Below are 21,910 nucleotides of genomic sequence, written 5' to 3'. Positions count from 1 at the left end.
CAGGATCGCCGTATGACTTCTCCCTCATCCCCCGCAGCGCCTGCCCCCAAGAAGGACCCCTGGGACCTTCCCGACGTGTCCGGGCTCATCGTCGGAGTCCTCGGTGGCACCGGTGACCAGGGCCGGGGCCTCGCCTACCGGCTGGCCAGGGCGGGCCAGAAGGTGATCATCGGCTCCCGCGCGGCCGAGCGCGCCCAGCAGGCGGCCGACGAACTGGGGCACGGCGTCGAGGGCGCGGAGAACGCCGAGTGCGCGCGCCGCTCCGACGTGGTCATCGTCGCCGTCCCGTGGGACGGGCACGCCAAGACCCTGGAGTCCCTCCGCGAGGAGCTGAGCGGCAAGCTCGTCGTGGATTGCGTCAACCCGCTCGGCTTCGACAAGAAGGGCGCCTACGCGCTCAAGCCGGAGGAGGGCAGCGCGGCGGAGCAGGCCGCGGCCCTGCTGCCCGACTCGCGCGTGACGGCCGCCTTCCACCACCTCTCCGCCGTCCTCCTCTCCGACCCGGAGGTCGAGGAGATCGAGACCGATGTGATGGTGCTCGGCGAAGTACGGGCCGACTGCGAGACCGTCCAGGCCCTCGCGGGCCGCATCCCCGGCATGCGGGGCGTCTTCGCGGGGCGCCTGCGCAACGCGCACCAGGTGGAGTCCCTCGTCGCCAACCTGATCTCCGTGAACCGCCGCTACAAGGCGCACGCGGGCGTCCGCCTCACCGACATCTAGACCCGTCGGCACCCGGCCCGGGGGCGCACCGGCACCCCGTCGCCCGGGGACGCTTCGGGGACGGCGGCCGAGGGACGTGTCCGGGCATGGGGGCCGAGGGACGTGTCCGGGCATGGGGGCCGAGGGACGTGTCCTGGCATGGGGGACAATGGGCGGGCCGTACCGCACACGCCGGACCCTCTGGAGATCACCCCCATGCCAGCCCTGACCCCCCGCTCCTCCCGGGGCTTCGCCCTCTGCGCCGTCGTCGTCTGCGTCCTCGCCGTGGCCGCGGCCGTCGTCTCCTTCACGAAGGGCAGCCTGGTGCTGGGGATCGTGTGGGTGCTGCTGACGGGGCTGACGTCGAACATGGCCTGGTACTACGCGCGCCGCGCCCGCCGGGCCGCCCCCGCCGGGCCCCCGGCTACAGCGGGGGAGTGACCGTGATCTGCGGCTCGCCCTGCCAGAAGCGGAAGAACTCGTAGCCGTAGCTGACGTCGAGGTCGGAGACGCCCAGCCAGCCCATGACCTCTCCTATCCCGTCCCAGAAGACCCCGTTGACCGCCGGGATCCACAGGCAGCCGAAGACGATCAGCAGCCCGAAGGGCGCGAAGGGCTCGGCCTGGCGGCGCAGGTTCGGTGAGATCCAGGGTTCGATGACGCCGTAGCCGTCCAGGCCCGGAACCGGGATGAAGTTCAGGATGGCCGCCGTCACCTGGAGCATCGCGAGGAACGCGAGCGCGTAGCGGAAGGCGTACGGCACGTCCGCCATCGCGTCCAGCCAGAACGGCGCCGTCAGCAGCGCGGCCAGGAGCGCGTTCGTCAGTGGCCCGGCGGCCGAGATCAGGCTGTGCTTCCAGCGGCCCTTGATGCGGCCCCGCTCGATGTAGACGGCGCCGCCGGGCAGCCCGATGCCGCCCATGATCACGAAGATGACGGGCAGCACGATGCTGAGCAGCGCGTGCGTGTACTTGAGCGGGTTGAGCGTCAGATAGCCCTTCGCGCCGACGGAGGTGTCGCCGCCGCGCAGCGCCGTGTGGGCGTGCGCGTACTCGTGCAGACAGAGCGAGACGATCCAGCCGGAGACGACGAAGAGGAAGACGGCGAGCCCCGTGATGTCGGCCCAGCCCGACCAGACGGCCCACCCCGAGGCAAGCATGAGCACGACGAGCCCGAGGAAGACCGGGCTGATGCGATGGTGTTCGGGATGGGTGGAGGCGCTGGTCATGAGCCCAGACCGTACCGGTGACCGGTGCGCGGGGGCGAGTTGTGCGGGTGCCGGGTCGAGGGGGAACCGTACTTTCCCGCGCACGCCCGCTGGTGGCCCGCGACTTTCGCTACGGCGCTGTCCGTGGGGTGGGACGCTCCTGACCGCTCTGGGTACGGTGCAGAGGAACGGCACGCAGACGGCCGTGGCAGGGGCAGTGGCAGGTGCGGGAGCGAAGTCGGGGGAACTCGGTGGAATTGACTGAGCAGATCGCCGCGGTACGCGCGGGAGTCGGCGACCCACAGGCGATGATCGGGGAGTTCCGGCGCACGGCGGTGCTGGTGCCGCTGGCCGAGTCGGGGATGTGGACCGCCGAGTACGGCGGCATCCGCTGGATCTACGCCTTCACGGACGAGGACGCGCTGGCCCGGTTCGCACGGGCCCGGGGCGCGGCGCCCGACGAGGAGTGGGAGTACGCGGCCGTACTGGGCGCGCGGCTGCTGGACGTGATGGTTCCGGAGCTGGGGGTGCCGGCGGGAGTGGCCGTGGACGTCGCCGACGAGGAGGGCTCCATGATGTTCCCCCCGGTGAAGGGCATCGTCCCGGACGAGGTCGCCATCGACCTCGACGAGAACGGCGACGGGGCGTAGCCGCCGGGGGCGTGTGGTGGAAGGCGCGGGTGGGGCGGTGTGCGGAGGACCGCTGGGGCGGTGCGCGGAACACCGCGCCGCTGTCCTCCCCGCGCGCCTGGCAATATGAACGAGTGCGCTACCGATATCGCGTTCTGGGATCCACGCGGGCGCTCCGCGAGGACGGCACGGCCGTCCCCCTGGGCGGAGCGCGGCTGCGCGCGCTGCTGGCGGCGCTCGCGCTGGCAGGCGGACGCACGGTACGCGTGAGCGCGCTCATCGCCGAGGTGTGGTCCGACGGGGAGGACGCGCCCGCCGACGAGATCGGCGCGCTCCAGGCCCTGGTGGGGCGGCTGCGCCGCGCCCTCGGCCGGGACCACGTCGCCTCGGGCGACGGCGGCTACCGGCTCGTGGCCGCACGCGACGACATCGACCTCTTCCGCTTCGAGGACCTCGCCGACGAGGGCGCCCGCGCCCTCAAGGACGGCGACCCGGAGAAGTGCGCGGCCCTGCTGGACGACGCGCTGGCCCTGTGGAGCGGGCCGCCCCTCGCCGACCTCCCCGACGGGGGCGGCGCGGCGGGCGTCCGCGCCGAGGCCCTGCACCTCGCCGCGCGCCGCACCCGGCTGGAGGCCGCGCTCGCCCTCGGCCACACGGACAGCGCGCTGCCCACGCTGCGTCAGCTCGCCGCAGGCCACCCGCTGGACGAACCCCTCCAGGCGCTGCTCCTGCGCGCCCTGCGCGACGCGGGCCGCCCGGCGGAGGCGCTGGCGGCGTACGAGGAGGTACGCACCACTCTCGCCGACCGCCTCGGCACCGACCCTGGCCCCGGACTGCGGGCCCTGCACGAGGAGTTGCTGAGCGGCGGCGAACGCCGGCAGCCCCCGAAAGCGACCGGCACGCCCGGCCCCTCTCCGGGGACTGGCCCGGCACCTGCGCCCGCGCCCGCGCCTGCACCAGGACCGGCGACCTCGCCGGGGCCTGCGCCCGGAACTGGTCCGGTGACGCCCGCACCTGGGACCGGGAGCGCGCCCGGTGCCGCGTCCGCGCCCGGGTCTGGGCCCGTACCCGGGACCGCGCCGACGAGCGGAACGGCGCCTGCGCCTGGGGCCGGGCACGAGACCGGGCCGGTGCCCGAGTCGGGGCCCGCACCTGGGGCCGGTGCTGAGTCCGCGCCTGCGCCTGGGGCCGGTGCCGCGTCCGCGCCCGGGTCTGGGCCCGTACCCGGGACCGCGCCGACGAGCGGAACGGCGCCTGAGCCTGGGGCCGGGCACGAGACCGGGCCGGTGCCCGAGTCGGGGCCCGCACCTGGGGCCGGTGCTGAATCCGCGCCCGCGTCCGCGCACGCACCTGAGCCTGGGACCGGTGTTGAGTCTGCGCCTACGCCCGCGCACGCACCTGCGCCTGGGGCCGGGCACGAGACCGGGCCGGTGCCCGGGCCGGGGCCCGCACCTGGGGCCGGTGCTGAGTCCGCACCTGCGCCTGGGACCGGTGCTGAGTCCGCGCCCGCGCCCGCGTCCGCGCACGCACCTGAGCCTGGGACCGGGGCTGAGTCCGCGCCTACGCCCGCGTCCGGCTCCCGGAGCGGGGCTGGCGCCGCGTCCGTGTCCGCGTCTGAAGCTGGGCCCGCATCCGGGGCCGGGCCGGTGACCGGGACTGGACCTGCCGCTGCTCCCGGACCGGTGGCTCCGCCTGGTTCCGTGCCCGGAGCGGGGCCTGGGCCTGCGCCCGGGGCTGGTCCGCGAACCGGACCCGCACCCGCGCCTGGAGCCGGTCCGGGGCCTGGGCCCGTACCCGGAGCTGGGTCCGCGTCCGGGGCCCCGTTCGCGCCCGTGCCCGGTGTCTTCGCCGGGTCCGGTGCGCATGGTGTCGGGCACCTCGGGCCCGCCAGGCCGGGCAATCTGCGGGCCCGGCTGACCTCGTTCGTCGGCAGGGACGCCGAGATCCGTGCGCTGCGTGACGATCTGGCCGGGGCGCGGCTGGTGACGCTGACCGGGCCCGGTGGTGCCGGGAAGACACGGCTGTCGCTGGAGGCGGCCGAGGCGGCGGCCTCCAGCACCGAGCCAGCCGGACCCGCCGCGCCGGAAGGCGGCCCGTGGCCCGACGGGGTGTGGGTCGCCGAACTCGCCCCCGTACGCGACCCCGCATATCTCGCCGAGGCCGTCCTCACCGCGCTCGGCGGCCGGGAGACCGTCCTGCGCGGCTCGACGGCCGAGGAGCTGCGCGCCGCCGCCGACCCCCACGCGCTCGACCCGCTCGCGCAGCTCGCCGAGCGCTGCGCCGCCCGCCGCATGCTGCTCGTCCTCGACAACTGCGAGCACGTCATCGACGCCGCCGCCACCCTCGTCGAGCGCCTGCTCACGGACTGCCCCTGGGTGACGGTGCTGGCCACGAGCAGGGAGCCGCTGGGCGTGCCGGGGGAGTCCGTGCGGACCGTGGAACCGCTGCCCGATCCCTTCGCGCTCCAACTGCTGGACGACCGGGGCGCTTCCGCGCGGCCCGGGTTCCGTACCGCCGACGACCCCGAGGCGTGCGCGGAGATCTGCCGCCGTCTCGACGGGCTGCCGCTCGCCATCGAACTCGCCGCTGCCCGGCTGCGCTCGCTCACCCCGCGTCAGCTCGCGGACCGGCTCGACGACCGTTTCCGGCTGCTGACCAGCGGAAGCCGCACCGTACTGCCGCGTCAGCAGACCCTGCGCGCCGTGGTCGACTGGTCCTGGGGCCTGCTGGAGGACGGCGAACGGGCCGTGCTGCGGCGGCTGTCCGTCTTCTCCGGCGGCTGCGAGCTGGAACAGGCCGAGGAGGTCTGCGGCGACCCCGACCCCGCGCACCCCGGCCTCGCGCACCCCGGCCTCGCGCACCCCGGCCCCGACCCCGCTACGGGAGTCCCCGCCCCCGTCCCGCCCCGCGACGTCACCGCGCTGCTCGGCTCCCTCGTCGACAAGTCGCTCGTCGTGGCCAGCCCCGTGCCGTCGGACGGGGGCGGGCCGTCGGGTCGGATGCGGTACCGGCTGCTGGAGACCGTCGCCGAGTACGCGGGGGAGCGGCTGGACGAGGTGCCCGGCGAACGGGCGGCAGCGGAGCGGCGGCACCTCGTCGCGTACCGCGAGCTGGCCCGTACCGCCGAACCCCTGCTGCACGGCCCGGACCAGGGCAGCCACCTGGAGCGCCTGGAGCGCGAGCACGACAACATCCGTACCGCGCTGCGGCGGGCCGTCGCCGCGCGCGACGAGCACGAGGCGCTGTGCCTGGTGCTGTCGATGAGCTGGTTCTGGCAGGTGCGGGACCACCGGGTCGAGGCCCGTACATGGGCCGAGACCGTCATGGGGCTCGGCCCCGACCCCTTCGGCGGGCCCGTCACCGCCAAGGCGCCCTCCCTCATGGAGCGCTGCACCGACGCGCCGCCGCCCATGCGCGAGGAGCTGTTCCAGGAGGCCAGGCGCGGGGTGGCCCTGATGGCGCTCTCCGAGAAGCAGGAGAGCGTCATCTGGTCGGAGAGCCCGGAGTGGCAGGCGCACTTCCGCCGCGTCAGGGAGACGTACACGCCGGGCCAGCCGCAGACCTGCCGGCTGCCGGGCATGATGTGGATCTTCGCCTGGTTGCTGGACGGAGAGGCCGACCGCTTCCACGGGATGCTTGCCGCGACGGTCGAGGGCTGCCGTCGCTACGGGTACGACTGGGAGCTGGCCTTCGTGCTGCAACTGCGCGCCAAGCTGACCGGCGAACACCCCGGCGCCGTGCTCCAGGCGGCGCGGGACACGGAGGAGAGCCTGGAGATCTTCCGGCGGCTCGGCGACACGTGGGGCGCCGCGGAGGCGCTGGCGGGCCGCGCCGAATCGCACTGCATGCGGGGCGAGTTCGCCGCGGCGGCCGAGGACTACCGGCGCGCGATCGAGCACGCCGAGGCGCTCGGTGCGCTCAGCCAGATGCCCGTGCTGCGGGCCAGGCTGGGCAGCGCGCTGACGGAGACGGGCGATCCCGACGCCGTGGCCGAGGGCGACGAGCTGCTGGCGCGGGCCGTCGATGAGCTGGAGCGGGCGTCGGGCGGCGAGGTCCCCAACTTCGCGGCCGTGCAGCACGCCGTCCGGCTCGGCAGGACCGGCGAGACGGCGCGGGCGCGTGCGCTGGTGTCGGCGATGGAGGGGCAGTTCCGCGACAGGGCACCCGACCTGTTCTGCGGCATCGCGCAGGGCCTGCTGGCCTGGCTGTTCGTGCTGGACGGCGAGTACGCGCCCGCGCTGTCCAAGGCCGACGAGGCCATCGGCCGCGTCAGCACCAGGCTGGGCAACCTCGTCTCCCCGAACTTTCTCCTCCATGAGGTCGTCACCGCGGCCCACGCGCTGGCGGAGCTGGGCGATCCGGAACTCGCGGCCACACTCCTCGCGGTCAACGACGCCCACAGCGTCCATCCCGAGGGCTATCAGCCGCAGCCGGTCGAGGTGGAGAGCCGACGGAGCGCGGAGACGGCGGTGCGTGCGGTGTTCGCGGCGCGGAGCGCGGACGGGCACGCGGCCGGTGCCGGTGCCGGTGCCGACGAGGCGTACGTCCACGCGTACGCGAGAGGCGGTGGTCTCTCCATCGAGGAGGCCACAGCGCTGGTGAGCCGTGCGGCCCGGGAGAGGGGCGCGGGACGGCCCGGCCCGCGCGCCTGAGTCTCCCTGCCCCCTCACCCCCCTTGTCCCCCTCACACTCCCGCATGCCCCCGCTGTGCCCGCGGTGGCCCGTCAGGTCTTCTTGCGGAACTTCATGATCGCCACGGGCGCCGTGACGGCCGTCAGACCCACCGACCACACGAGCGTCCAGAGCACGGGGGAGGCCACGGAGCCGTGCCCCAGCATCAGGCCGCGTGCCGCGTCCGCCACATGCGTCAGCGGGCTGACCTCGGTGAACGCCTGGAGCCAACCCGGCATCGTGTCGGGCTGCACGAAGACCGAGGAGCCGAACTGGAGGGGCATCAGGATCAGGATGGACATGCCCTGCACGGCCTGCGCCGTGCGCATCGTCAGCCCCAGCAGGATGAAGATCCACACCAGCGCGGAGCCGAACGCCGTGGCCACGCCGATCGCGCCCAGCAGCCCCAGCCAGTGCCCGTTGATGTCAAAACCGACCACGACGCCGACCGTCAGCAGCACGCACATGGCGACGAGCATCCGGACGAGTTCGACGAGCACCTTGGCGATCAGCACGGAGGACCGGGCTATGGGCATGGCCCGGAAGCGGTCCATGACGCCCTTGCGGAAGTCCTCGTTGATGCCCGTGCCCACCGCCATCGCGATGTTCAGGCCCATCATCCCCATCATGCCGGGGATCAGATAGGCGGTGTACTGGTCACGGGCCGCGCCGCCCCCGCTGCCGCCGATGGCGCCGCCGAAGACGTACACGAACAGCAGGGTGAAGATGATGGGCATCAGCAGCGCGTCCATCATCGACTCGGGGTCCTGCTTGATCTGGAGCGCGTTGCGGCGCACGAGGGCGCCGATGTGCCGCAGATTGGCCCGCAGGCCGATGCGGCCCTCGGCCGCGCGCTGCCGAGGCGGGCCCTGCGCCGGGCCGCCGCCGGTCGTGGTGGCGGGGGCTTCGGAAACGGTGGCGGTGGTCACGCCGCGACCTCCTCGTGGGTGTCGGAGCTGTCCAGGTGGGTGGCCTTCTGGCCGGTGATGGCGAGGAACACCTCGTCCAGGCTGGGCAGATGGGTGGCGATGTCGGCGATGGCGAAGCCGCGTTCGCCCAGCAGGCCGACGACGGCGGTGAGCTGTTCGTCGCTGACGATGGGCACGCTCACGTCCCCCTCGTCCGGGTCGATGCTCGCGCCGCCGACGCCGTCGATGCCCGCCTGCGCGAGCGCGCCGACCATGCGGTGCAGTTCGCCGGGCTCGGCGGGGCGGATGCGGAGCGTGCGCCCGCCGACCTTGGCCTTCAGCTCCGGCACCCGGCCCTCGGCGATGATCCTGCCGCGGTCGATGACGGTCAGCTCCTCGGCGAGCTGCTCGGCCTCCTCCATGTACTGGGTGGTCAGCAGCACCGTGTTGCCCTCGGCGACGATGTTCTTCACCTCGGACCACACCTCGTTGCGGGTGCGCGGGTCCAGGCCCGTCGTCGGCTCGTCCAGATAGAGCACGCGCGGGCGCCCGATCATGGAAGCGGCGAGATCGAGCCTGCGGCGCATGCCGCCGCTGTACTTGCTCGCCGGGCGCTTGGCGGCCTCCGTCAGCGAGAACCGCTCCAGCAGCTCGTCGGCCCGCTTGCGCGCGTCCGCGCGGGAGAGATCGAGCAGCCGCCCGATCATGTAGAGGTTCTCCCGGCCGGAGAGCTTCTCGTCCACCGAGGCGTACTGACCGGTCAGGCCGATGGTGCGGCGCAGCTCGCGGGGCTGGCGCACCACGTCGAACCCCGCCACGGTGGCCGTGCCCGCGTCCGGGGCCAGCAGCGTGGACAGTATGCGCACGAGGGTGGTCTTGCCCGCGCCGTTCGGCCCGAGGACCCCCATCACGGTGCCCTCGCGCACGTCCAGGTCGATGCCGTCGACCGCCTTCGTCTCCCCGAAGTGCTTGACCAGCCCGCGGACCTCGACGGCATGGGGGCCGCGGCCGGCTTTCGTGTTCTGTCGCGTCATGTCGCCCAGAGTGACAGCAGCCACCGACAATCCGCCGATACGCCGCCGACAGCCCGCCGACACGGCACGGAGCGGGACGCGGCACCCGGCCGCGCCCCGCCCGCGGAACCCTGCTCGGGCCCGCGCCCGCCAATTCCGCTCAGGCCCGCTCGTCGGCCCCGTTCAGCGGCCCCGTTCGGGGGCTTACGCGAAGCTGTGGTCCTCGGTCGGGAAGGAACCGGAGACGACCTCCTCGGCGAAGGTCTTCGCCGCGTCGCCCAGGGTCTCGCGCAGCCGCGCGTACTGCTTCACGAAGCTGGGCACGCGCCCCGGCGTCAGCCCCGCCATGTCGGTCCACACCAGGACCTGCGCGTCGCACTCGGCGCCAGCGCCGATGCCGACGGTGGGCACGTACAGCGAGCGCGTCACCTCGGCGGCCAGCGCCGCGGGCACGGCCTCCAGGACGACGGCGAACGCGCCCGCGTCCTGGACCGCCTTCGCGTCCCGCAGCAACTGCTGCGCCGCCTCCTCGCCGCGGCCCTGCACGCGGTACCCCATGGAGTGCACGGACTGCGGGGTGAGCCCCACGTGGGCCATGACGGGGATGCCGGACTGCACGAGCAGCTCGACCTGGTGCGCCGAGCGCTCGCCGCCCTCCAGCTTGACCGCACCCACGCCCGCCTCCTTGATGAGCCGGGTGGCGCTGCGCAGCGCCTGGGTGGGGCCCTCCTGGTACGTGCCGAAGGGCAGGTCGGCCACGATGAGGGCGCGCTTGGTGCCCCGTACGACGGCGGCCGAGAGCATCGCGATCTCGTCCAGCGTGACGGGCACGGTGCTCTCGTAGCCGAGGTGGCAGTTGCCCATGGAGTCGCCGACGAGCATGACGGGGATGCCGGACTCGTCGAAGACGGAGGCGGTCATCGCGTCGTAGGCGGTCAGCATGGGCCACTTCTCGCCGCGCTCCTTGGCGGCGGCGAGGTCGCGGATGGTGACGCGGCGGTTCTTCGCGCCGCCGTAGAGCGTCGCGGGCTGCTTCTTGGACGCCGGGGCCGAGGCCGGGCCCTGGGCCTGGGCCTTGTCCTGCTGGCCGGGCGTCTCCTGGGCGGGCGTCTGCTGCGCGGGCGTCTTCCGGGCAGGCTGCTTCTGGGCATGCGTCATCGCACGTGCTCCCTGTGTCCGTCGTCTCGAGGCGCCCTTACGGCGTCCCCGGATACCCCGCCATGCTGGCACGGCGCGAAGCGCCGGGGGAAGTGTGCCCGGGGGAGAGCTTGGTCCCTCTCCCTCTCCCCCCTGGGAGAGAACTCGGCGAGAGCTCGGTGATACGAGACGGTGCCGTATCGGAAATCACATTAGCCTGGCTCGCATGAGCGCACCCGCGGACGTACCCGTGGCCAGGCAGGTGCCGGAGGCGGTGCACCGGCGTCGCTGGGCCATCCTCGCCGTGCTGATGTTCAGCCTGCTGATCGTCGTGCTGGACAACTCGATCCTCAACGTCGCGATGAAGACCATCGCCCAGCCCCCGCCCACCGGGCTCGGCGCGACGCAGAGCCAGCTGGAGTGGGCGATCAACTCCTACACCCTGGTCTTCGCCGGGCTCCTGTTCACCGCGGGGCTGCTCGGCGACCGCCTCGGCCGCAAGAAGGTACTGCTCGCCGGGATCCTCGTCTTCGGCACCGGCTCCGTGCTGGCCGCCGTCTCCTCCTCACCGGGCGAGCTGATCGCGTTCCGGGCCGTGATGGGCCTGGGCGGCGCGTTCGTGATGCCCGCGACGCTGGCGGTCCTGATGAACGTCTTCGAGCGCGACGAGCAGCCCAAGGCCATCGGCATCTGGGCGGGCGGCGTCGGCCTCGCCATCGCCATCGGGCCGATCACGGGAGGGCTGCTCCTGGAGCACTTCTGGTGGGGCTCGGTCTTCCTGGTCAACGTGCCCATCGTCGTCGTCGCGCTGATCGCCATGGCCGTGCTGGTGCCCGACTCCCGCGACCCCGCGCCGGGGCGCCTCGACCCGGTCGGGGTGCTGCTGTCCGTCGCCGGTCTCGTCCTGCTGGTGTACGGGATCATCAGGGGCGGCCAGCTGGCCGACTTCACCGACCCGCGGGTGCTGCTCACCGTGGCCGGCGGGCTGCTGGTGCTGGCCGGGTTCGTGCTGTACGAGCGGCGCGTCGACCACCCGGCCCTCGACGTCCGCCACTTCGGGAAGCCCGCCTTCTCGGCCGCCGTCGTCGCCATCGCGCTCGTCTTCTTCGCGCTCATGGGCGTGACCTTCTTCTCCGTCTTCTACATCCAGAGCGTGCGCGGCTACAGCCCCCTGGAGGCCGGACTGCTGATGCTGCCGCTCGCCCTGGCCCAGCTCGTCTTCGCGCCACGGGCACGCCTGGTGGTCGAGCGGTTCGGGGCCAAGGCGGTGTGCGCGACGGGGATGCTGCTGATCGCGGCGGGCATGTCGGCGTTCCTCCTCTTCGACGAGACCACACCCGTCTGGGGGCTGGAGGCCCTCTTCTTCGTCCAGGGCACGGCGATGGCGCACATCATGCCGCCCGCCACGGTCTCGATCATGCAGTCGCTGCCCCGGGAGAAGGCGGGTTCCGCCTCGGCGGTCAACAACACGTTCCGGCAGGTCGGCGGCGCCCTGGGGGTCGCGGTCCTCGGATCGCTGCTCTCGACGACGTACCGCGACGGCGTCGAGGACGAGCTGTCCGCGCTGCCGCCGGGCGCCCGGCACGCCGCGGGGGAGTCGATCGAGGCCACCCTGACCGTCGCGGAGCGGATGGGCCCGGCGGGGCACGCGCTGGTGGAGCAGGGCAAGGCGGCGTTCGTCGACGCGATGCACATGACCGTGCTCGGCTCGGCCGCCGTCGCCGTGCTGGGCGCGCTCGTCGTGCTCCTGTGGCTGCCGGGGAAGCCCCCGGCGCCGAAGGGGCCGGAGCGGGGCGGACGCGACGGGCGCGGCGGGCGGGGCGAGCGCTCGGTGGGGGCGCGCCGGTAGCGGCTGCGCGCGCCTGTGTCCCCGTCCCCGTCGGCGCCGTGAGACGCTGCACGGGGCGCTCGCGGAGTGCGCGCGGGATGCTCGCGGGGTGTGCCGTGACGCGGGCCGGAGACAGGCGAGTTGCGCGGTGATCCGGCTCTCTGCCTACCCTGCGACCTGCCCGCCCGCGGGCACGCGCGCACCGGCTCGGCAGAACGTCCGCGTGGGCCCCGCGGGCTGATGTACGAAGGGTAATGTGCGGTTTTTGTCACAGGCCAGAAATGATCTCCGGGTACCGGAACCTCACGTGCCGCGGCATTCGTCCTGCACTCCGTACGGCACGGCACCGTACGGCTCTTCAAAGCGGTCGGGCTGACGGGAATTTCATGACATTCCCTGCGGCGCTTATCGTTCTTCCGGCATACGGGCATACGGGCATACGGGCATACGGGCATACGGCACAGGCGAGTGAGGACAGCGGATGGCACGCGCGGACATGGCGGAAGCCTCGGAGACTGCCGAGGGGGACCGGGGTCAGGGCCCCCGCCTCCGGCACAGCGGCAGCCGGGCGCGACGCGCGTTCGCACGATGGGGCGGCGAGGGCATGTGGCGGCGCGGCTGGATCATCGCGGTCATCGCCGTACTGCTCGGCCTCGCGCTGATCCTGCACTCCGAAGTCCCCAACGCCGTCGGCAACCTGGGCTCGCTGTGGGAGACGTTCCTCCCCTGGGGCGGGGTGCTCATCCCCGTGCTCCTGCTGCTGGCGGTGCTGCGCCGCTCCGCCACGGCGCTGATCGCGCTGCTGCTGCCCGTCCTCGTGTGGATGAACCTCTTCGCCGGACAGGTCACCGACAAGTCCGGGACGGGCGGTGACCTCACCGTCGTCACCCACAACGTCAACGCGGAGAACCAGGACCTCGCGGGCACCGCGCGCGGGCTGATCCGGTCGGGCGCCGACGTGGTCGCGCTGGAGGAGATCGCGTCGGGCAAGGCGGGCTCGTACGAGATGCACCTCGACGGGACCTTCCCGTACCACAAGGTGGTGGGCACGGTCGGCGTGTGGAGCAAGTACCCGATGAAGGACGCGAAGAGCGTCGACATCAAGATGGGCTGGCCGCGCGCCATGCGCGCCACCGTCGAGACCCCCAAGGGCGACGTCGCCGTCTACGCCGCGCATCTGCCGTCCGTGCGGGTGCAGTTCCGCTCGGGCTTCACGGCCGGGCAGCGCGACGACAGCGCGACAGCGCTGGGCGAGGCCATCAAGCACGAGAAGGCCGACAGGATCGTGCTGCTCGGTGACCTCAACGGCACCATGAACGACCGCGCGCTCGCCCCCGTCACCGCGCAGATGCGCTCCACGCAGGGCGCGGCGGGCGACGGCTTCGGCTTCAGCTGGCCCGCGTCGTTCCCGATGGCCCGGATCGACCAGATCATGGTCAAGGGGCTGGAGCCGGTCTCGTCCTGGACCCTAGGGGCCACGGGCAGCGACCACCTCCCGGTGGCGGCCTCCGTCAAGCTGTAGCCCTTCCTGCTTTCACGGGCCCCGATGCCCCGGTCACGCTCCGTGCGCGACCGGGGCGCCGCTGTGTTGTAGCCCGCTCGAAACGCGATGTTGGCATCCAGGAACAATGAGGGTGCGAGACTTTGTTCTGCTGGAGAACTTACGGAGTCGTTCAGGGTGGAACGCTCCGCTTCGCACAATTTTTCTCCGCAGTACCCCTTCTGTTACATCTGTCGGCTTGTCCCGACGACCACCACTGCCTGGAAAGGTTCCTGCTCTATGCCCATGGCCCTGCTCGCCCTGGCGATATCGGCCTTCGGGATCGGTACGACCGAGTTCGTCATGATGGGCCTCATGCCCAACGTCGCGGACGACCTGGGCACGTCGGTGCCCACGGCCGGGTACCTCGTCTCCGCGTACGCGATCGGCGTCGTCGTCGGCGCGCCCCTCCTCACCGCGCTCGGCGCCCGCATCCCGCGCAAGCGCATGATGCTGGCGCTCATGGCACTGTTCACCGTCGGTAACCTCGCCTCCGCGCTCGCCCCCAGCTTCGGCACCCTCATGGCAGGGCGGGTGCTGGCCGGGCTGCCGCACGGCGCGTTCTTCGGCGTCGGCGCGGTGGTCGCGGCGCGGCTGGTCTCCGAGGACCGGCGCGCGCGGGCCGTCGCGGTGATGTTCATGGGCCTGACGGTGGCCAACATCGTCGGCGTCCCGGCCGGTACGGCCCTCGGCCAGCAGCTCGGCTGGCGCGCCACCTTCCTCGTCGTCACCGTCATCGGACTGGTCTCGATGGCGGCGCTCGCGGTGCTGATCCCGAAGCTGCCGCTGGAGAAGCACAGCGGCGTCGGGCACGAGATCCGGGCCCTCGGCAACCGGCAGGTGCTGCTCGGGCTGCTCACCGCCGTGCTCGGCTTCGGCGGCGTCTTTGCCGTCTACAGCTACCTCGCCTCGATGATGACCAAGATCACCGGCTTCGGCGACTCGACGGTCACGCTGGTCCTGGCCCTGTTCGGCATCGGCATGACGCTCGGCGCCTTCGCCGCGGGCCCGCTGACGGACCGCGCCCTGCGGCCCACCCTGTACGGGGCGCTGGCCGCGCTCGGCGTCGCGCTGATCGTCTTCAACTACGCGGTGCACGTGCAGTGGGCGGCGCTCGTGATGGTGGTGGTGCTCGGCGCGGTCGGCTTCGGCACGACGACGCCGATCCAGATGCTCGTGATGACCAAGGCCCATGACGCGCCGACGCTGGCCTCCGCCTCCAACCACTCCGCGTTCAACATCGCGAACGCGGGTGGCGCCTGGCTCGGCGGCGCCGTCATCTCGGCGGGCTTCGGCTGGACGTCGCCCACGCTGGTCGGCGCGGTGCTCGCCTTCGCGGGCCTGGCCACGGCCCTCCTCGCGGGCTTCCTGGACCGGGGCGCGACGGGGTCGATCTCGCGCGTCGTGGCACGGGGCGCGGCTCCCGCCCGCGAGGAGCACGCGGAGATCTCCGGCTGACTCCGGGCCCCGGGCCCCGTTCGTCGGGCCCGGCCGGTGACGCAGGAGAGCCCGCCCCTTCGGGGGCGGGCTCTTCGCTTCGCGGTGGCCGTGGGCCGCGTGGCCAGGGGGCGCCTCGGCCGCCGAGGGGGCACCGGCCTCGTGGCCGGTCCGCCTGACCGGCCGGTCCCGTGCGGTGGTGGCGCCTGGGCCTGACAGGGGCCGCTCGTCTGTCCGGCCCGGACAGCACGCGGAAGGGCCCGCACCCTCGGAGGGAGCGGGCCCTTCACGTAAGAACGCGCCGCGTCATGGCGCACCGTGCCACGGCGTACCCCGTCACGGCGTGCCGCAGCCCAGGTCACGCCCGCCGGGGCGCCCCCGTGTCGCGCCAGTGGTTGGTGATGGGGAGGCGGCGGTCCTTGCCGAAGCCCTTGGCGGAGATCTTTGTGCCCGGCGGGTACTGGCGCCGCTTGTACTCCGCCGTGTCCGTCATCCGCAGCACGCGGGTGACCAGCTCCGCGTCGAAGCCGCGGGCCACGATCTCCTCGCGGCCCTTGTCCCCGTCCACGTAGAGCTTGAGGACGCGGTCCAGCACGTCGTAGTCGGGCAGCGAGTCCGTGTCCACCTGGCCGGGGCGCAGCTCGGCGCTCGGGGGCTTGGTGATCGAGTTCTCCGGGATCGGCGGGGTGTGGCCGCGCTCGGCAGCGGCGCGGTTGCGCCACTTGGCGAGGCGGAAGACGTTCGTCTTGTAGACGTCCTTGATCGGCCCGTACGCGCCGACCGAGTCCCCGTACAGCGTGGAGTAGCCGCAGGCCAGCTCGGACTTGTTGCCGGGGGCCAGCACGATGTGGCCCTCCTGGTTGGACAGCGCCATCAGCATGGTGCCGCGCAGCCGGGACTGGAGGTTCTCCTCCGCGAGCCCCGTCAGCTCCAGCGACTCCATGTACGCGTCGAACATCGGCCCGATCGGCACCGTACGGAAGTGCAGCCCCGTGCGTTCGGCCAGCTCGGCCGCGTCGCCCTTGGAGTGCTCCGAGGAGTAGCGGGAGGGCATGGAGACGCCGTAGACGTTGTCCGGGCCGACCGCGTCGCAGGCGATGGCCGCGCACAGTGCGGAGTCGATGCCGCCGGAGAGGCCGATGAGCACGGAGCGGAAGCCGTTCTTGGCGACGTACGCGCGCAGGCCCACGACCAGCGCGGTGTAGATCTCCTCGTCGTCCTCCAGGCGGGGCGCCTCGCTGCCGGTGACCTCCGGCTCGTACGCGGGCAGCGGGTCCTCGGACAGCACCACGTGCTCGACGCGCAGCCCGTCGTCCACCGTGCCGCTGGGCGGGGTGGCGGAGGCGGCGGGCAGGTCGAGATCGAGGACGACGCAGCCCTGCTCGAACTGGGGGGCCCGCGCGATGACCTCTCCCGCGCTGTCCACGACGATCGAGTCGCCGTCGAAGACCAGCTCGTCCTGGCCGCCGATCATGGCGAGGTAGGCGGTGGTGCACCCGGCCTCCTGGGCGCGCTTGCGCACCAGCTCCAGGCGGGTGTCGTCCTTGTCCCGCTCGTACGGGGACGCGTTGACGGAGACCAGCAGCCCCGCGCCCGCCGTGCGCGCCGCGGGCACCCGGCCGCCGTCCTGCCACAGGTCCTCGCAGATGGCGAGTGCCACGTCCACGCCGTGCACGCGGACGACCGGGAGGGTCTCGCCGGGCACGAAGTAGCGGAACTCGTCGAAGACGCCGTAGTTGGGGAGGTGGTGCTTGGCGAACGTCAGCACGACCTCGCCGCCGTGCAGCACGGCCGCCGCGTTCTGCGGGGCGCCGGCGGGCTGCCCGTAGGCGGGGGTGGCCCGCTCGGCGCGGTCGAGATAGCCGACGATCACCGGCACCTGCCCGAAGCCCTCCTCGTCGAGCCGCCCGGCGAGCGCGCGCAGCGCGGCGCGGCTGGCCTCGACGAACGAGGACCGCAGGGCCAGGTCCTCGACGGGATACCCGGTCAGCATCATCTCGGGGAACGCCACGAGGTGCGCCCCCTGCTCGACGGAGTGCCGGGTCCAGCGGACTACCGACTCGGCGTTCCCGTCGAGGTCGCCGACGGTGGAGTCGATCTGGTTCAGGGCGAGACGTAGTTGAGGCACGGGTCCAAGGGTAACCGCGTAACCGTCAAAGTGACGCGATGCCTCTGGGAGGGGGCGGGGCGCGCCCGTCCCCCCTTCTGCCGCGTGGCGACGGACCGGCCGGTACGTCCGGTTCCGGCCAGGCGCGAGGCGCCCCGGCCGTCGCACGCCGGAGGCGGGACCACGCCAGCGGTATGGGTGGTATCAGGGGGTTGGGAGGGGAATGCGGGGGCCGTGGCGGGCTTCGGTCATTGACGCGAACTCGCCACCCCACGGAGGATGCGTGCATGTTGGAGGCACTCGGACTTGACCCCGTCCAGCAGCGGACTTACGAGGCGCTCGTGGACGGCGCGGTCACCGTCTCCGAGCTGCGCGCGGCGCTCGGTCTGGGCGCGCCCCGTATCCGCGAGAGCCTGACCTCGCTGGAACGCCTGAGCCTGGTAGGCCGCTTCTCCGGGGAGCGGGGCGGCGAGGAGCGCTATCTGCCCGTCGCGCCCGAGGTCGCCTTCGAGTCCCTGCTGCTGGCCCGCGAGGAGTCCATCCACCGCACCCGCCGCCATATCCAGGTGCTGGCGGCGCGCTTCCGGGCCAACGCGGCGGGCCGCGACCCCGTCGACCTCGTGGAGATCGTCACGGGCCGCGCGGCCGTGATCCGTCAGGTCGACCAGCTCCAGCGCAGCGCACGCCAGGAGATACGCGGCATCGACCGGCCCCCGTATGCCAACAGCGACCCGGACCAGCTGGACCCGAAGACCGGGATCATGCCGGTGCAGGAGCAGATGATGCGGCAGGGCATCGGCTACCGCGTCATCTACGACACCGACGGCCTGGCCAGCTTCCACCGGCTGGACACCGACATCGGGCACTGCGCCGAACTCGGCGAGGACGCGCGGGTGATGGCCGACACCCCCACCAAGCTCCTCATCGCCGACGATCGCATCGCCCTCATCCCGCTGCGCGCGGCCCCGCACGAGCTGGTCAGCAGCGTGGTGGTACACCCCTCGGGGCTGCTGGACTCGCTGTGCGAGTTCTTCGAGGTGCTGTGGGCCCGTGCGCTGCCGCTCTCCGACTACCTCGGTGGCCGCCCGAAGGGCGCGGCCGACGGTCCGACGCCGGACGAGTCGAGGCTGCTGGCGCTGCTGACGACGGGGATGACGGACCAGGTCATGGCGCGTCAGCTCGGTGTCAGCTACCGCACCTTCCAGCGCCGTCTGCACGGGCTGATGGACCGGCTCAACGCGTCCACGCGCTTCCAGCTCGGCATGCGCGCGGCCAGCCTGGGCTGGGTGCTCCAGCCGCCGAGCCCGTCGACGGCCCCTTCGCCCGACCCGTCGCTGGACGCGTCACCGGATGCGTCAGCGGACCCGTCGCGGACCCCGTCGTCGAACCCGTCACCGGGTCCGTCCTCGGGTCCGTCACCGGACGCGGAATCCGTCATCGGGCCCGCGTCCGAGGTGAGTTGAACCTGCGCCAATGACCGGAAAGCCCCTTTCGGGGCCACCCTTGTCCTGCCCGCGTCACTGTGCTGAGCTTCGATCGCGCACCCCACAGCGCACCCCCCACACGAGGAGGAACCCTCGCAATGGCAGTGACGCGTAAGAAGGTTGCCGTCGGGATCGCCGCGGCCGTAGCAGCAGCCGCCGTCGGAGCGGGCGCCGCCCTCCCCGCGAACGCGGCCCCGGTCGAAGGCACCGTCGTCGGAGCGAACTCCGCCAAGGCCGTCAAGGGCAGCTACATCGTCACGATGAAGAAGTCGGCCGTGAAGGCGTCCTCGGCCGAGGGCAAGTCCGTCGTCAAGGAGCACGGCGGCAAGGTGGACAGAACCTTCACCCACGCCCTCAACGGCTACTCCGCCTCCATGTCGGCCGACGAGGCCAAGCAGCTCGCCGCCGACCCGGCCGTGGACAAGGTCTACGCGAACCAGAAGCACTCCATAACCGGCGAGCAGGCCGACCCGCCCTCCTGGGGCCTCGACCGCATCGACACCCCCGAGCTGAACCTCGACAAGAAGTACACCTACCCGGACAGCGCGGGTGAGGGCGTCAAGGCGTACGTCATCGACACCGGCGTCCGCACCTCGCACGCCGACTTCGGCGGCCGTGCCACCAGCGGCTTCGACGCCGTGGACGGCGACGAGGACGCCAACGACGGCAACGGCCACGGCACCCACGTGGCCAGCACCGTCGCCGGTGAGGCGCACGGCGTCGCCAAGAAGGCCGAGATCGTGGCCGTCCGCGTGCTGGACGACCAGGGCTCCGGCACCACCGAGGGCGTCGTCGCGGGCATCGACTGGGTCACCAAGAACCACGAGGGCCCCTCCGTCGCCAACATGTCCCTGGGCGGCGGCGCCGACGAGGCGCTGGACGAGGCCGTGTCGAACTCCATCGCCTCCGGCGTCACCTACGCGGTGGCCGCGGGCAACGAGGGCACCGACGCGGGCAACTCGTCGCCGGCCCGGGTCCCCGAGGCCCTGACGGTCGGCGCGACGGACAACACCGACGCGCAGGCCGACTTCTCCAACTACGGCTCCGTGGTGGACCTCTACGCCCCCGGCGTGGACATCACCGGCGCCTGGAACACCGGGGACGACGCCACCGACACCATCTCCGGCACCTCCATGGCCTCCCCGCACGTCGCGGGCGCCGCGGCGGTCTACCTCTCGGGCCACACCGACGCCACGCCCGAGGCGGTCGCCAAGGGACTGACCGACGGCGCCTCCAAGGACGTCGTCGGCAACCCGGGCGAGGGTTCCCCGAACCTGCTGCTGAACGTCGTCGAATAAGGGCTCCCGGGTGAGCCGCTCCGGGTGAGCGACTCCGGTGTACGGGCCCGGCGACGCCAGCGCCGTACCCCCCACCCCGTACACCGGAACCCGGCCCCCACCGGCACACAGCCCGCTTCACCCTCTCGGTCAGCACCACCCGCGTCACCGCACACCACGGCCGCGGCCCGGTACCCCACATGCCGGGCCGCGGCTGTTTGCCGTTCCGTGGTCATCCGTTGGCCGTCCGTTCCGAACACGGGTCGACCAAGATCCAGCACGTACCCCACAATGAGGGCAGCCGGGACGCCGGCGGGAGGCACCATGAGCCGGGAAGGGGGTACACCCACGGGGCACGGGTACGCAATGTCCCGGAAACTGTGTGGTGGGATGCTCAAGTGCCCGCAAAATGCCCCTCGGCATGGAGTGGGCGGCCTGACCAGCGAGGATGGATGGATATGGATAAGCAGCAGGAATTCGTGCTCCGCACTCTGGAGGAGCGCGACATCCGGTTCGTCCGGCTCTGGTTCACCGACGTGCTGGGCTTCCTGAAGTCCGTCGCAGTGGCCCCCGCCGAGCTGGAACAGGCGTTCGACGAGGGGATGGGCTTCGACGGCTCGGCCATCGAGGGCTTCGCGCGGGTCTACGAATCCGACATGATCGCCAAGCCCGACCCGAGCACCTTCCAGATACTGCCGTGGCGCGCGGAGGCCCCCGGCACGGCCCGGATGTTCTGCGACATCCTGATGCCCGACGGCTCCCCCTCGTACGCCGACCCGCGCTACGTGCTCAAGCGGACCCTCGCCAAGACCTCCGACCTCGGCTTCACCTTCTACACCCACCCCGAGATCGAGTTCTTCCTGCTCAAGGACAAGCCCGTCGACGGCACCCGCCCCGTGCCCGCCGACTCCTCCGGCTACTTCGACCACACCCCGCAGCACGTCGGCATGGACTTCCGCCGCCAGGCCATCACCATGCTGGAGTCGATGGGGATCTCCGTCGAGTTCTCGCACCACGAGGGAGCGCCGGGCCAGCAGGAGATCGACCTCCGGTACGCGGACGCGCTGTCCACGGCGGACAACATCATGACGTTCCGGCTGGTCATGAAGCAGGTCGCGCTGGAGCAGGGCGTGCAGGCCACCTTCATGCCCAAGCCGTTCTCCGAGTTCCCCGGCTCGGGCATGCACACCCACCTCTCCCTCTTCGAGGGCGACCGCAACGCCTTCTACGAGTCCGGCTCCGAGTACCAGCTCTCCAAGGTCGGCCGTTCCTTCATCGCCGGGCTCCTCCACCACGCGGGCGAGATCTCCGCCGTCACCAACCAGTGGGTCAACTCCTACAAGCGCATCTGGGGCGGCGCCAACCGCACGGCGGGCGAGGGCGGCGAGTCCCCCTCGTACATCTGCTGGGGCCACAACAACCGCAGCGCGCTCATCCGGGTGCCGATGTACAAGCCCGGCAAGATGGGCTCCACCCGCATCGAGGTCCGCTCGCTGGACGCCGGTGCCAACCCGTACCTCGCCTACGCCGTGCTGCTCGCCGCCGGGCTCAAGGGCATCGAGGAGGGCTACGAGCTGCCGCCGGGCGCCGACGACGACGTATGGGCGCTGTCCGACTCCGAGCGCCGCGCGATGGGCATCGAGCCGCTTCCGCAGAACCTCGGCGAGGCCATCACGCTGATGGAGCGGAGCGAGCTGGTCGCCGAGACGCTGGGCGAGCACGTCTTCGACTTCTTCCTGCGCAACAAGAAGCAGGAGTGGGAGGAGTACCGCTCCGAAGTGACGGCGTTCGAGCTGCGCAAGTCCCTGCCGGTCCTGTAACCGGCCCGCCGCGCCCCGGCCCCGGCCCGGCGCCCCTGCACGGGCAAGCCTCCTCGGGCGCGTGCTCGCCGTCGGCGTGGCCGCGTCCCGTGTGTCGCTTCCCGTGTCACAGGGCGCCGCGCGGGACGCGGCACACAGGCAGATCATGGGGCG

General features: G+C 72.5%; 15 protein-coding genes. 10 read left to right on the top strand and 5 right to left on the bottom strand.

Annotation, left to right across the window (positions count from 1 at the left end; genetic code table 11):
- Window positions 1-12 precede the first annotated feature (12 nt).
- The gene (npdG, locus tag ACWGJ2_RS33780) at window positions 13-720 is read left to right on the top strand and encodes an NADPH-dependent F420 reductase (protein ID WP_453350142.1); all 708 of its coding nucleotides are present in this window, start codon (window positions 13-15) and stop codon (window positions 718-720) included.
- Between the two features lie 195 nt (window positions 721-915).
- Entirely contained in the window at window positions 916-1,140 is a 225-nt protein-coding gene (locus ACWGJ2_RS33775; protein ID WP_453350141.1) for a hypothetical protein, read from the top strand.
- On the opposite strand, the gene ACWGJ2_RS33770 is transcribed toward ACWGJ2_RS33775, so the two are convergent.
- Entirely contained in the window at window positions 1,124-1,927 is an 804-nt protein-coding gene (locus tag ACWGJ2_RS33770; RefSeq protein ID WP_453350140.1) for a site-2 protease family protein, read from the bottom strand. The two genes, ACWGJ2_RS33775 and ACWGJ2_RS33770, sit on opposite strands and share 17 nt — an antisense overlap.
- 230 nt (window positions 1,928-2,157) lie before the next feature.
- Between ACWGJ2_RS33770 and ACWGJ2_RS33765 the strand changes: the two genes are divergently transcribed.
- On the top strand, window positions 2,158-2,556 hold the full coding sequence (locus tag ACWGJ2_RS33765; RefSeq protein ID WP_453350139.1) for an SseB family protein: 399 nt from the start codon (window positions 2,158-2,160) through the stop codon (window positions 2,554-2,556).
- A gap of 113 nt (window positions 2,557-2,669) precedes the next feature.
- The gene (locus ACWGJ2_RS33760) at window positions 2,670-7,187 is read left to right on the top strand and encodes a BTAD domain-containing putative transcriptional regulator (RefSeq protein ID WP_453350138.1); all 4,518 of its coding nucleotides are present in this window, start codon (window positions 2,670-2,672) and stop codon (window positions 7,185-7,187) included.
- A gap of 72 nt (window positions 7,188-7,259) precedes the next feature.
- Here the strand turns inward: ACWGJ2_RS33760 and ACWGJ2_RS33755 are convergent, their stop codons facing one another.
- The 3 genes from ACWGJ2_RS33755 to panB form a co-directional block, all read right to left on the bottom strand.
- Window positions 7,260-8,135, bottom strand: a complete 876-nt coding sequence (locus tag ACWGJ2_RS33755) for an ABC transporter permease (protein WP_453350137.1) — start codon at window positions 8,133-8,135, stop codon at window positions 7,260-7,262.
- Window positions 8,132-9,148 (bottom strand): ATP-binding cassette domain-containing protein, encoded by a 1,017-nt coding sequence (locus ACWGJ2_RS33750; protein WP_453350136.1) that lies wholly within the window; start codon window positions 9,146-9,148, stop codon window positions 8,132-8,134. Before ACWGJ2_RS33750 ends, ACWGJ2_RS33755 begins: the two co-directional genes overlap by 4 nt.
- A gap of 183 nt (window positions 9,149-9,331) precedes the next feature.
- Window positions 9,332-10,285: a 3-methyl-2-oxobutanoate hydroxymethyltransferase gene (panB, locus tag ACWGJ2_RS33745; RefSeq protein WP_453350135.1), complete on the bottom strand. Its 954-nt coding sequence runs from the start codon at window positions 10,283-10,285 to the stop codon at window positions 9,332-9,334.
- Between the two features lie 205 nt (window positions 10,286-10,490).
- Between panB and ACWGJ2_RS33740 the strand changes: the two genes are divergently transcribed.
- The 3 genes from ACWGJ2_RS33740 (at window position 10,491) to ACWGJ2_RS33730 (ending at window position 15,090) form a co-directional block, all read left to right on the top strand.
- Complete coding sequence (locus ACWGJ2_RS33740) at window positions 10,491-12,113, top strand: MFS transporter (RefSeq protein WP_453350134.1); 1,623 nt, start codon at window positions 10,491-10,493, stop codon at window positions 12,111-12,113.
- Between the two features lie 583 nt (window positions 12,114-12,696).
- The gene (locus ACWGJ2_RS33735) at window positions 12,697-13,614 is read left to right on the top strand and encodes an endonuclease/exonuclease/phosphatase family protein (protein WP_453350150.1); all 918 of its coding nucleotides are present in this window, start codon (window positions 12,697-12,699) and stop codon (window positions 13,612-13,614) included.
- A 258-nt stretch (window positions 13,615-13,872) separates the two neighbouring features.
- Window positions 13,873-15,090 (top strand): MFS transporter, encoded by a 1,218-nt coding sequence (locus ACWGJ2_RS33730; RefSeq protein ID WP_453350133.1) that lies wholly within the window; start codon window positions 13,873-13,875, stop codon window positions 15,088-15,090.
- 337 nt (window positions 15,091-15,427) lie between these two features.
- Here the strand turns inward: ACWGJ2_RS33730 and ACWGJ2_RS33725 are convergent, their stop codons facing one another.
- The gene (locus ACWGJ2_RS33725; protein ID WP_453350132.1) at window positions 15,428-17,197 is read right to left on the bottom strand and encodes an NAD+ synthase; all 1,770 of its coding nucleotides are present in this window, start codon (window positions 17,195-17,197) and stop codon (window positions 15,428-15,430) included.
- A gap of 266 nt (window positions 17,198-17,463) precedes the next feature.
- On the opposite strand from ACWGJ2_RS33725, the gene ACWGJ2_RS33720 reads away from it, so the two are divergent.
- From ACWGJ2_RS33720 to glnA, 3 genes are all read left to right on the top strand, one after another.
- Window positions 17,464-18,639 carry a helix-turn-helix transcriptional regulator gene (locus ACWGJ2_RS33720; protein WP_453350131.1) on the top strand — a complete coding sequence of 392 codons (1,176 nt, stop codon included), beginning with the start codon at window positions 17,464-17,466 and terminating at the stop codon, window positions 18,637-18,639.
- Window positions 18,640-18,758: 119 nt separating this feature from the next.
- Window positions 18,759-19,958: a S8 family peptidase gene (locus ACWGJ2_RS33715; protein ID WP_453350130.1), complete on the top strand. Its 1,200-nt coding sequence runs from the start codon at window positions 18,759-18,761 to the stop codon at window positions 19,956-19,958.
- A gap of 437 nt (window positions 19,959-20,395) precedes the next feature.
- A complete protein-coding gene (glnA, locus tag ACWGJ2_RS33710; protein ID WP_453350129.1) occupies window positions 20,396-21,757 on the top strand; it encodes a type I glutamate--ammonia ligase in 1,362 nt (453 codons plus the stop codon).
- The last annotated feature ends 153 nt before the right edge of the window (window positions 21,758-21,910 follow it).

It is taken from the genome of Streptomyces sp. NPDC054796, assembly GCF_053611545.1.
Note: the sequence above shows the minus strand (reverse complement) of the source record. Positions and strands in the feature narration are given on the sequence as shown.